This is a genomic window from Symploca atlantica LB2515, assembly GCF_052546295.1.
This window is the reverse complement of sequence record NZ_JBQWMT010000001.1, coordinates 430,385-443,469: the sequence shown is the minus strand read 5'-3', so window position 1 is coordinate 443,469 and position 13,085 is coordinate 430,385. Positions and strand designations below refer to the sequence as shown.

Below are 13,085 nucleotides of genomic sequence, written 5' to 3'. Positions count from 1 at the left end.
TAATCTGTTGAGCAGGTCACTTGCTGCATCATTTTGAGGGTTTTCTCTGCTTGCTCCTCTTTGTTAACTGATGGTGGTTTTTCCAGCTAAAAAAAGAGCTTCCAAGAGTGGCATTTTACAACAACTGATGGTTAGCTTTGAGAATGGCATGATCAAACGGAGTAACTTTTTCCCCGCATAACTAGTGGAAAACTGCAAGTTTCAATCAGTAAGACAGTATTAAAAGTTTCTGACCTCCATAAGTACAAAATGTTAACCGTGTAAGACTTGGGACTTCTCGCTCTATGCAGCCAATTCGCACTTTTAATGTCTCTCCTAACCTGCCACAGCAGCTTCAACCATTACGGAAGCTCGCTCATAATTTACATTGGGATTGGAACTTCGAGACTAAAGATTTATTCCGACGTTTAGACCCTGACTTGTGGGAGTCTAGCCACCATAACCCGGCCTTGATTCTGGGTATCATTAGCCAAGAACGACTGAGTGAGGTTGCTGAAGACGATGGCTTTCTGGCGCAAATGGAAAGAGCGTCTCGACAGTTGGACGAGTATCTGCAAGAACGGACTTGGTATCGCAAACATCGAGGCAAAAGCGAAGTTAAAGAATGCTATGCCTACTTCTGTGCAGAGTATGGTTTGGTTGATTGCCTACCAATTTACTCAGGTGGTTTAGGTGTTCTTGCTGGTGACCATCTAAAATCAGCTTCGGATCTAGGTTTGCCTCTTGTTGCAGTTGGTTTGCTTTACCAAGAAGGCTATTTTGCTCAGTACCTCAATGCTGATGGCTGGCAGCAGGAACACTATCCGATCAACGACTTCTACAATATGCCACTGTACCTGGAGCGTCATCCTGATGGTTCAGAATTGCGGATTGAAGTAGACTATCCAGGTCGTACTGTCTATGCCCGTGTCTGGCGCGTGCAGGTAGGGACTGTATCTCTGTATTTGCTCGACACTAATATCGAACCCAACAATCCCTACGACCACGATATCACCGACCAATTGTATGGTGGTGACCTAGATATGCGGATTCATCAAGAGATGATGTTGGGCATCGGAGGGATCAGAGCCTTAAAAGCGTTGGGAATTCAACCGACAGTTTATCATCTCAATGAAGGTCATTCTGCCTTTTTGATTCTAGAGCGCATCCGCCGACTTATAGAAGAAGAGGGTCTCTCCTTTGTCCAAGCCAAACAAGTAGCGCAAGCGACGCAGATCTTTACTACCCATACACCAGTATCTGCCGGATTTGACTTGTTTCCTCCAGACAAGACGATGTACTACGTGGGACACTACGCTAACATCTTTCGCTTATCGAGAGAGGAATTTCTTGCCCTAGGCCGAGAAAAAACCGGGGATTTGGAATCGCCCTTTAGTATGGCAGCCTTAGCCCTCAAAACCTCCAGCTTTGTTAATGGCGTCTCTCTGTTGCATGGGGAAGTGTCACGGGAGATGTTCCACGGACTCTGGCCAGATTTACCACGACAGGAAGTACCGATTACTGCCATTACCAATGGTGTACATGCTCGTAGTGTCGTCGCCAAGCCCAACCAGGAATTGTATGACCGTTACTTGGGTCCAAGCTGGTCAGATAAAGGCTCTGAAGACCTTCTGTGGGAACGTGTGACCTCAATTCCTGATGAAGAGTTGTGGCGCAATCACCAGGGTTGTCGGTCAGAAATGGTGATGTATGTACGGGAACATTTGAAAAAACGCCTTAGTGAGCGCGGAGCAACGCCCGGTGAGATAGCTCAAGCCCAAGAAGTTCTAGACCCTAATATCTTAACCATCGGCTTTGCTCGTCGGTTTGCCACCTACAAGCGGGCAGACTTATTTATGCGGGATATGGAGCGGATTAAGAAAATCTTGATGGGTAACCCAAAGCGGCAAATGCAATTTGTCATTGCTGGCAAAGCCCATCCTAAAGATATGCCAGGGAAAGATTTAATCCGCCAAATCATTCACTCAGCTCGCCAAGCTGGGATCGGGGATCATGTGGTTTTTGTTCCTGGCTACGATGTCCATCTGGCAAGGCTGATGGTTGCTGGTTGCGATGTTTGGTTAAACACTCCCCGGCGTCCTCGGGAAGCCTCTGGAACTTCTGGGATGAAGGCATCGATGAACGGCTTGCCCAATCTCAGCATTCTCGATGGCTGGTGGAACGAAGCTGACTATGTGCGTACTGGCTGGCCGATTGGTCACGGGGAGGATTACGACGATCCTGAGTACCAGGATGAGGTAGAAGCCAACGCTCTCTACGACTTGCTAGAAAAGGAAGTTGTCCCCCTATTTTACGAGCGTGATGGCGAGGGAATTCCTCGGGGGTGGGTAGCGAAAATGAAAGACGCTATCAGGCTCAACTGTCCTTTCTTTAACACAGCCCGAATGCTGCGGGACTACGCTGTACGTGGTTATTTCCCAGCAAGCGATCGCTACTTTACTATGACCAGGGATGCTTATACAGCAGCTAAGGAGTTAGCCGACTGGAAACAGAAGCTCTTTGAGCGCTGGTACGACATCAAGATTGTAGATATTGACGTAGCTGCATCAGAGGAGTTGGTGGTCAACCAATCTTTTCCTGTCAAAACCAGAATTAATCTAGGGGGACTGACTTCCGACGATGTTCAGGTAGAACTCTATCAGGGCAGAGTTGACGCTGATGGACAGATTGTCAATGGTTTACCGGTGACCATGGATTATCAAGGAACCGATGAGCAAAACATCAGTTTTTATGCTGCTGATATTTTGTACCAATCCAGCGGTCTCCAGGGCTTATCTCTACGGGTGTTGCCTAAACATGAGAATCTTGCGAGTTCTTTTGAGACAGGTTTAGTACTCTGGGCTTGATTTAGGGTATAGCCCTCTATATAGAGAGAGGTGGCCGAAAAACTTGCTTGTTTAGCAGGTACGCAGGTTGACAAGATAACTTCTTAACTTGCAACCTGCTATCCCCACAACCCACTAACTTTTCTTTCAAGTATTAATTAGCTTTAACTCCTTGATTACCAAACTGGCTGACTGGTATCTTTCAAAGGATTTGAAGCGCACCATTTTATCTAAGACTATTGCTAATTGATCACTAACCTTTGCCAAAGGACGCCAGTTAATTTCCTCATCATCGGAATGAGGCAAATCGTAGGGAGCAATACCAGTGAGTGCTTGAATTCCAATCATGCCCAAGGCGTAAATATCGCTGGCAAAACTAGGGCGTCCACTATATTGCTCTGGCGGTGCATAGCCACGAGAACCAATGGCAATCGTAGCTTCCTGGTCTGATTGAATCTGTTTAACCGCCCCGAAGTCAATTAAGACAAATTTATTGTCTGGTTCGCGGCGCATAATATTACCCGGCTTGATATCCCGATGAATAACGCTATGTTGGTGGACAAACATCAGAATTTCTAAGACTCCCTTAAGTAGTTCCACTACTTGCGCTTCTGGAAGTCGTTGATCTGCTTGTAGTTCTTCGCTTAAAGAATGACCTTGAATATATTCTTGAACTAAGTAAAATTCTTGCTTTTCTTCAAAATAAGCCATTAGCTGGGGAATTTGAGAATGATTCCCCAATTTTTGTAAAATTTCTGCTTCAGTGCAAAAGAGACGTCTGGCAACCGCTAAAAACTTGGGATCCTGACAAGCTGGTTTTAACTGCTTGACCACACATTGGGGATAACCCGGTAGATGAATATCTTCTGCGAGATGGGTAAGACCAAAACCACCAGAACCCAGAACACGTTGGATTTTATAGCGTCCAGTTAGGAGTTTAGCATCCCTTGTTGTTGATGCTTTGGGCTTGATTAAATTGTCTTTCTCCTCTTCAGACCAGACTTGCGTTGGGTCATCATCTGAGTTTTCTTCGGAATGCCACACCTGAGTTGGGTCATCTGAGTCATCAGGAAGTAGCTCTGCTTGTGTCGATAGCTTTTCTGTTTCAGTTAAGGGAGGTTTATTATTTCTCTCTTTGAGCAGAACATGCAATTGTTGAATATTAAATTCCTGTTCCTTAACTTTTTGCTCAATGTATTGACGCTCTTGCTCCGCTTGTTGTTGCTTGAGCTTAGCCTGGTAGGCACTGTAAATAACAACACCAGTACCGGAGGCAATTAACCCTAGGGCTGGTGCCGCTACTGGCACCCATCCGGCTCCGAGAAAGAGCAGCCACGATGTTCCTGACATCAGACTAAGTAGGGCACTTTCTCCTAGCAGCAGTTGTAGAGGATTGCGGGCAATTAGCACCAGAAGACCGCCAGTAAGTGACCAGCCCCAAATCCACAAGATTTCTCCCCACTCCGACCAAAACCAAAATAGTCGTTGCCCATCTAGTACAGTACTCAGAATTTGACTCACTAACTGACCATGTACTTCAACTCCTGGCATTTTATTGATGTGTTGTTGACCAGAGTTGTAGGGGGTAAGGAAGGTATCTTTAAGGCTAGGAGCAGTAGAACCAATCAGGACAACGCGGTCTTTGATTAAACTGGGGTCAACTTGCTCGTTGAGTACCTCACTTAAAGTAACACTCTCGGCTAAAGAGTTAGCCGAGCGGTAATTGAGCAATATTTGGTAGCCTCCAGTGTCTCCGTTTTGATAGCCACCGTCGTTAGGCAATAATGGATGGAAGACTACTTCACCTAACTTTAGTTGTCCTTCTGGAGTCAGCTCAGGCTCGATTCCCTGTTGTGTTTCTAGATATTTTCGTGCTAGTTGAAAGCTAAAAGAAGATGTCGTGGAACAGGGAGAAATGGGTTCTCCAACAAATAATAAACCCCTCCGGACTACGCTACTGGGGTCAAGAGCAATATCAATAAAGCCAACACGAGGCTCAGGAACCCCTGGCGGAGGAGACGTGCCTGAATCCTTGGCATTACTCATTCTACAGGCCGTGACGATGCGATCGCTTGTTTGCAGCCTCTCAGATAATTCTCCATTACCTGGTGGCACTGGTAAATCGCGATAGATATCCAAGCCGATGACTGCGGGTTGATACTGCTCTAATTGCTTGAGCAGTTTATTGATCACGGCATCAGTCAACGGCCAATCCTTTTGGGCGCTAAGATCTTGCTCGGTAACCTCTACGACTAAGAGACGGGGATCTGGAGGTAAGGCTGGTTGCAACTGCATCATCTTGTCAAAGGCACTTAGTTCCAACGCCTGCAACAGACCTAGTTGACGACCTCCCAGCAGTAAACCAGTGACGGCGATACTGGCTAATAATGCCGGATTTTTCCACACAGAGCCACCGATACGCTTCAAACGAGACGAGACTGTAGACAGCCTAGTCACGATAGAGAGCTTTGTGTTTGAGCTTGTTTGAAGCCCGCTCTGGTTTTGGAATTCGGGGTTTGGAGTTAACTTCCCACTTGTCACTTTCACAAGCTGACCACTTACAACTAATAATTAAAAAATAAGCAATAGATCACCCTCAGCATCGCGTTTCGACCAAAATTAAATAGTGACGCTTACCAACTTTAACTGCTTGTCACAGAAATACCTGTGATCGTCTCCCCATTGACGCTAGTGAAGTTAGGGAAGTTTCTCCTAGGATATAGCCTGCTCATCCAGAAAAACAGCTTAATTGTTGATTTACCCTCATATTCCCTATGCCCATACTAGCTGTAGAGGAGTATGGACTTGACTTTCATCGATCTTAAAAAATAAATAGACAATGAGCTTTTTTGGGTTCACCCTACTTCTCTGTCATTGTCCAGACACCCTCCCAATCGTCGAGTGGGGGATTGTTAACAAAGTGCTGACTCCGTTCCATGTATAGTTTGGCAGCTTTATCGTTCGGATCCAACTCTTCGACAATAGTGGCAAACTCGTTCCAAGCTTGACGAAACTTGCGATCCAGGTAAAGTTTGCGCCCTTGGTGGTAGGTATCAATTAACTTCCTCTGTTGATCAGAAATGGAGCCGTTCTTGAGTCCCACCAATGCATAAATCGATACAGGCTTGCTTCTACCCTTGACGATGATCTTGTCGAGTTCACGAACCACTACCTGATCTGCACAGGGTTTTAGGGTGTTTTCGCTAATAATGATGTCGCAGCCGTATTGCTTGGTAGCACTTTCCAAGCGAGAACCCAAGTTTACACCATCACCAATCGCGGTGAACTCCATCCTTTTACTAGAGCCAATATTGCCACTGATTACGGTGTCAGAGTGAATACCAATACCAATACGAACTGCTGGCTTGTTTTGTTGAGCGCGATGCTCATTAAACTCAATTAGCCTTTTGCGCATATCCAATGCAGTTTGCACTGCTCTCCAAGCATGATCCACTAAGGGTAACGGCGAACCAAACACTGCCATTATGGCATCGCCAATATATTTGTCTAGGGTGCCTTTGTGCTGAAAAACTGCCTCGACCATTGACTCAAAATATTCATTGAGCATACTAACCACTTCTTCTGCCTGTAATTGTTCTGTCAAAGTGGTATAGCTGCGAATATCAGAGAAAAGAACAGAAACTTCTTTGCGATCGCCCCCTAGTTTAGTATCGTCAAGTTTCAGTAACTCCTCTGCCAACTCTTGAGTCATGTAGCGATACATGGTGTTCTTGAGTCGCTTTTCATGGCTGATGTCTTCCATAACCACCAGCACACCACGTACTTTCGCTTCCTCGGTAGCGTCAGTAATAGTATTAATTGACAAATTAACACTACGCTGTTTCTGGCTTCCCTTAGACAATAAAGTCTGATCAGGATAGTATTGCTGGCGTGCTTTGGGGTCGCTGCCTATTAAAGCCTCATGGAACCATTGAGCAAATTTATTCCTATCGAGTTTGTCTTTGTCCTCGACTTGGAGTACTTCCGTAATTAGTTCCCCTTCTAAACGTTCTAAGCGCAGTGTTTCAGAAAAACCCAGTAATTCCCTGGCTCTTTGGTTCACCGCAATAATTCGGCCTTCTTTATCTGTAGAAATCACTCCGTCTGAGAGACTGCGCAGGATATCGCGCTGCATTCGCTCCTGCTGTTTAACTATGGCGAATAACTTGGCATTTTGTAGGGCGACACCAGCTTGAATATTAAACGCCTCCATGAACTCCTGGTCAGCGCGATTAAAGCTAGCACGCCAGCACTCAGGTGCCTCTGGCCAATGAACTGGATTGTATTCAGGATGGTCACCCGGTTTCTTTTTGTTGACTAATTGTGTGACACCAATTAACTCACCGTCGGCGTTAAACACTGGCATACACAACAAACTACAGGTGCGATAATTTGTCTTTTGATCTGTTTGTCTAGAAGTTTCAGCGTCCTTACGGGGCTGACCATCATCTTCATAGTACAAATCAAAGCCAATATTCAATGGTTTGCCACTGATAGCTACCTGACCAGCAAAAGAATGCCGATCCTTAATAATCCGAATCTCTTGTAAAGCGCCATTGATCGGAAGTTTTGTCCATAGTTCATCGCGTTCATCATCAATCAGCCACAGCGTGCTGCGGTCTGCATTCATTAAAAGTTTGGCTTCATCCATCACCTTCTTGAGGGTTTCTTCAAGGTCTAAACTAGCTTTGCTCAACGAGTTATTGGCGTTGATTAAGGCATCAACTGCTCTTTGTCTTTGAGTTGCTTGCCTTAGTGACCGAGAAGACTCCAAAATCAGGCGCATTAAAGGAGCAAATTCCTTGAAAATCCTCTCATCTTCCCCGTTAAAGCCTTGGAGATCTATCCTTTCTTCCAATGGCGCACTAGGGTCGTTTGGAGAATTTAACTTATTAATCAACTGGACTACCGCTAAGAGATTTCCTTGCTCTGTTAAGAGGGGAAGAGCAAGCATGGTGTAGGTTCGGAATCCAGTTCTCTCATACTGAGCTTTTGCTTCACCTGAGCGAGGATCGTCAAAAACATCGTAGGGGATATTAACAGGTTCTTTAGAGGTAGCCACCTGAGCAGCAATACTGCCCTGATCGGAAGGAATACGAATTTCTAAAGAACCGCTACCGTCTTTGTCAACGATTGCCCATAATTGATTTCTATCTTCATCATTTAAAAAAATGGTTGTTGTCCCGGCACCTAAGAGCTCCCCCGTTTTTGCCGTAATTGAACGGAGCATTTCATCGAGAATGGCATCAAACCCTTGGCTGTCGAGGACGCTGTCGAGCATCGACAGGGTTTGGTTGACCACCTTGAGCCTATTTTCCACCTCCTGGACGGCTTTTCCAAAGCTATTTTTATTAAGGGGAGCGAGAAACGCAGAAAAGGTTCCCTTGCTTGGTGCTAAGGCATCGCTAGACGATTGCTGTGTTTCTTGCCGACTCTGAACTTCGACCTCTGCGGGGGTATCGGTGTTTGTCTCACAAGGCTCCGAAGTAGACCGAGGGGAAGGTGCAGCTGTCATATCTCTTGTTTGAGTCAGAGAACTTTTATTTAGTTTAGAGAACTCGGACACCGAATGAGGCTTTGAGTATTCTCTAGGCAGACCGCTGATGGTTAGGGCCCCTGTCAGCCAATTTTAGACTATTCTCCTCTTAGAGTTCATTAGTTAATCAGTTTTGGCGGGAATTAGCAGCCTTTGTCAGGAGAGATTCAGCAAAAGTCATTGCTTCTTGGGCAGATTGTCCCCCGGCAAGTTGAGCGATTTCTTCACTGCGTGTGCGGTGATTATCTAGAAGACTGACACGAACTACAGTGCGCTCATTGGTTAGTTCAGAGGGCAAAAGTTGGGCTTCAATTGCGGGCACAATTTTGCTGTTACCTCGATTTGATGATGGTTTTTTCGTCTTAGTTACTGAGTCAATTGCCTCTGGCAGAGAACAGGGGGTAATTACTTGCTTATCAACTCGGAAGTGACGATCTGCCATGGCGGCGATTAGAGGTTGATGGGTAACACAGAGGACTTGATGTTGATGCGCTAGCCGGTAGAGTCTTTCGGCGATCGCCTGTGCCACATGACCCGAAACACCGACATCAATTTCATCAAAAACCTGGGTTTTAGTAGCTTCAGTGGCATTGGAAAAACAAGCTTTCAGAGCCAGCAAAAAGCGGCTCATTTCCCCGCCGGAAGCCGTGATCGAGAGGGGTTTTAATGGTTCTCCTGGGTTAGGAGAAAAGTAAAAAGTAACTTGATCGGCACCACTGGCGGTGGGGGCAATAGGCGCTATTTCTACTTGAAAGAGTACTTTTTCCATTGCCAAGGGTTTCAGTTCAGTTACCAAAACTCTTTCTAGTTCTTCTGCTGAGGTACGGCGCAGTTGGGTCAATTTTGCTGAGTGATTTCTTAGGGTTTCTTGACACAGTAATTGAGTTTGGGTTAAGTCCTCCAGAGATTGACCAGAATCGGTCAGTTCTGCCAGTTCTACCTCTAGCTTTTCGTAGTAGGCAATTACGTCACTAAGGGTAGGACCGTATTTGCGGCAAATTTGCTTAAGAGCCACAAGACGCTCTTCTACCGTTTGTAGACGCTCTGGATCCGTCTCCAGTCCCCCTCCATAAGCGTTAATTTGATGACTTGCTTCTACCACCTGCGTCAGCGCCACACTAACTAGTTCTAGCAATGGCTGCAATTGGTCATCATATCGTGCCATTTCCTGTAAGTTTGCTTCGGCTTCTCCTAACAAATCGGCAGCCGCCGCAGCTCCGCTATCACTTTGGTAGAGTGCTTGATAAGTTTGGTAGCTTTGTTGTTGTAGCTCTACCACATGGCTCAAGCGCTGGCGTTCTTGTTCAAGCTGTTCGAGTTCTTCTGCCTCTTTCAGGTTGGCAGCGCTCAGTTCTTGAATTTGATATTCTAGCCAGTCAAGCTTTTGTAGGCGTTCTTGCTCGGATTGCCGCCGTTGTTCTAAAGCTTGTGACGCCTCTTGGTAAGCAACGTAGGCAGACTCTACTAGCAATCGCTCCTGGAGTATGGAGACACCTCCAAATAAGTCTAGTAAGCCTCGCTGTTGCGCTGGTGCCATCAGTTGCAGCGTTTGACCTTGAGCGGTGATTTCTACTAAGCGATCGCGCAGTAGTTCGATGAGTTGCCGATTGACCAAGACGCCATTAACTCGCGATCGAGATCGGCTGCTTCCCTGATTAGCCGTAATCTCTCGGCTACAAACTAAATCCGTCTCATCAAGCAAGTCAATTTCCTGCTCACTTAACCACGCCCTCAAATTCCTGTCCGCCTGAAAGGTGGCTTCCACTAGCGCCCTTTTTGTACCAGTACGAATTAGTCGGTTGCTGACTTTCCCACCCAAGGCAACATCAATGGCATCCAAAATAATTGATTTGCCAGCACCTGTTTCACCAGTCAAGACATTAAGACCAGTGCCAAATTCTAATTCTAGATTGTCAATTAAGGCGAAGTTATGAATTCGCAAAGAAAGCAGCATGGCAGTTTGAGACTTTTAACGGGGGTTAAATACTTTTAAAGGACACAATGAACAAGCAGGAGAAATAATCATCAATCAAGGAACCTCTGTGGCGATCTTGCCCCAGAGACTTGAGGACACAATATGGTCTTACCCCTGGCTGAATCTTGTCAAGTATTGTTTATAATGTCGCCGTAACATCCCAAAGGAGTAAGGCGGGTCACCAAGTTCGACTAGAGGGAAGAAGCAATAAACAATAAATACCCAGATACTTATAAGCAACAGACTTTGCTCATAGTAGTTGAACCCAGATAAGACGGCGATAATTGCTACTAGTAATCAGTTTAAAGTTATTGTCCAGTTGATTGTGAGGTTAACTTTTCTGCTTTCTGGAAAGTTCTAGGCAATCTGAGACTAGATAGTACTTAGGTCTACAAGAGTTATTGTTACAATACTTTACAGAGCTGCTCCTATCGGTAAGTAATAAGTTATGAATCTTAAAACAGTTTCCCCAGCCTCCCCAGAAACAGACTCAAAAGCCTTGATGGAAAAGCAGGTTGTGCCCATACCAACAGCGCCAATAGCTGTCGAGTCTAACTCAAGTCAGACAGCAGTGCCAGCACCACCGACCAAGCAACCGATAGAGAATAAGCCACCTGTCATCGAGGAAGAGGCGCTGCGTTATGACCCAGTGGCGATCGCTGCTGAATACAGCAGATCTCCTTTACAAGTCCTAGGGAGGTCTTTAGGAATTGTTCTGCCATTTGTCTTCTTTGCTGTCGGCATTTGGTGGGATGGTCTTTGGGGTAGGCGCACCTCGAATGAGCGGCGTAGAGCGGTTCAGATGCGGAAAATATTGACCAACTTGGGGCCTGCTTACATTAAGGTAGGACAAGCCCTTTCAACACGGCCGGATTTAGTGCCACCGCTTTTCTTGGAAGAGTTGTCACGCTTACAAGACCAGTTGCCAGCTTTTCCTAATGAGGTTGCTTTCCAATTTATTGAAGAAGAATTAGGCGCTCGCCCAGAGCAAGTTTACGCTGAACTCACTCCAGATCCAGTAGCGGCGGCTTCCTTGGGGCAAGTTTATAAAGGCAAGCTTAAGACTGGGGAAACTGTGGCAGTGAAAGTACAGCGACCGGGATTAGCACGTCGTATTGCCCTAGATATCTACATCCTGCGACTCCTTGCCATGTGGGTGCAGAATAACATCAAGCGGGTGCGCAGTGACTTAGTGGCAATCATGGATGAATTTGGCACCCGCATCTTTGAAGAGATGGACTACACACAAGAGGGGCGCAATGCTGAGCGCTTTGCCCAGCTTTACGGTCACCTGCAAGATATTTATATTCCCCACATTTACTGGCAATATACAGGTCGTCGTGTCTTAACCATGGAGTGGGTGACAGGCACGAAGCTAACTGATATGGAGGCGATTAAAACTGGTGGAATTGACGCCAAGTACTTAATTGAAGTTGGGGTTCAATGTTCATTGCGCCAGTTGTTGGAACATGGTTTCTTTCACGCCGATCCTCATCCCGGCAACTTACTAGCAACTCCAGACGGCAAACTAGCTTATCTTGATTTTGGCATGATGAGCGAGGTCAAGCCTTATCAGCGCTACGGTTTACTTGAGGCTGTAGTTCACCTGGTTAATCGCGACTTTGAAGGCTTGGCTAAGGACTATGTGAAGTTGGAGTTTCTCACGCCAGATACCGATCTGACACCAATTATCCCAGCATTGGCAAATGTTTTTAACGATGCCTTGGGTGCCAGTGTTGCGGAACTTAACTTCAAGAGCATTACTGACCAGTTATCGGCTTTGATGTATGAGTATCCGTTCCGGGTGCCTGCTTACTATGCGCTGATTATTCGTTCTCTAGTAACCTTAGAAGGGATTGCAATTAATGTTGATCCCAACTTTAAGGTACTTAGTAAAGCCTATCCTTACGTGGCTAAGCGCTTGTTAACCGATCCCTCACCGGAATTAAGGACTTCTCTAAAAGATTTGCTGTTTAAAGATGGCAGTTTCCGCTGGAATCGTTTAGAAAACTTATTGCGTAACGCTGGCCAATCACAGGATTATGACATCAACCAGGTCTTGGATCAGACTTTAGATTTTCTCTTTTCTGATCGAGGTGCCTTTATCCGTGAAAGATTAGTAGATGAAGTTGTTAAGGCTTTAGATGCCTACGGTCGTCGGACTTTCGACAATGTAACCTATTCTCTGCGCGAACGGGTTGGCTTAGCTACAAGCAAGCAAGTTGCCACCAAGGTGGAAGCTTCTCAGAATGCACAAAATCTCCAGAAAATTTGGGAGATTCTCAAGGAAACTCCTGGTTTTGATCCGATGCAGCTAGTGCCAGTAATTCCTCAACTCCTGATGAAGCAAGAAACTCAGCGCATGGGTCAAAAAATTGCTGGTCGTTTAGCGCAGCGAGTAATCGCGCGGATGATTAGAGAGGCATTACTCCAAGATGTTTCTGAGGAAGTACTGCACAATGGTCACAAGAACAGCCAGAAAGAGGCTCCGGGGACAAAATTCATTCTACCCCCGGCCGCAGCGATTCGGTAAGAATTGGTTAATCTACTCTGCCCTATAGATAACAAAAGAGTCTATTTGGGGAGGCGAGGAATATAAGGGAAGTTTAACAACAGATTCTGTCTACCCATCTTACGAGTACCCCCTGTCTTGGAGCGGCTAGGGGGTAATTTCTTGGCGTTCCACCATCAAGGGATCAAGACAAACAGGACAATCCCAATTAGACCGATCTTTTAGACAGGCTTACTC

5 protein-coding genes are annotated in these 13,085 nt (G+C 46.0%); 2 read left to right on the top strand and 3 right to left on the bottom strand.

The window, feature by feature from the left end; translation table 11 throughout:
- Positions 1-284: 284 nt before the first annotated feature.
- Positions 285-2,846, top strand: a complete 2,562-nt coding sequence (gene glgP / locus ACT7WV_RS01870; RefSeq protein WP_445101266.1) for an alpha-glucan family phosphorylase — start codon at positions 285-287, stop codon at positions 2,844-2,846.
- 126 nt (positions 2,847-2,972) lie between these two features.
- Here glgP and ACT7WV_RS01865 read toward each other — a convergent pair whose 3' ends face one another.
- The 3 genes from ACT7WV_RS01865 to recN form a co-directional block, all read right to left on the bottom strand.
- The gene (locus ACT7WV_RS01865; RefSeq protein WP_445101265.1) at positions 2,973-5,282 is read right to left on the bottom strand and encodes a CHASE2 domain-containing protein; all 2,310 of its coding nucleotides are present in this window, start codon (positions 5,280-5,282) and stop codon (positions 2,973-2,975) included.
- Positions 5,283-5,685: 403 nt separating this feature from the next.
- Complete coding sequence (locus ACT7WV_RS01860; RefSeq protein WP_445101264.1) at positions 5,686-8,340, bottom strand: GAF domain-containing protein; 2,655 nt, start codon at positions 8,338-8,340, stop codon at positions 5,686-5,688.
- A 148-nt stretch (positions 8,341-8,488) separates the two neighbouring features.
- Entirely contained in the window at positions 8,489-10,315 is a 1,827-nt protein-coding gene (gene recN / locus ACT7WV_RS01855) for a DNA repair protein RecN (protein ID WP_445101263.1), read from the bottom strand.
- A 469-nt stretch (positions 10,316-10,784) separates the two neighbouring features.
- Here recN and ACT7WV_RS01850 point away from each other — a divergent pair, with 469 nt between their 5' ends.
- On the top strand, positions 10,785-12,869 hold the full coding sequence (locus ACT7WV_RS01850; protein ID WP_445101262.1) for an ABC1 kinase family protein: 2,085 nt from the start codon (positions 10,785-10,787) through the stop codon (positions 12,867-12,869).
- Positions 12,870-13,085: the final 216 nt, after the last annotated feature.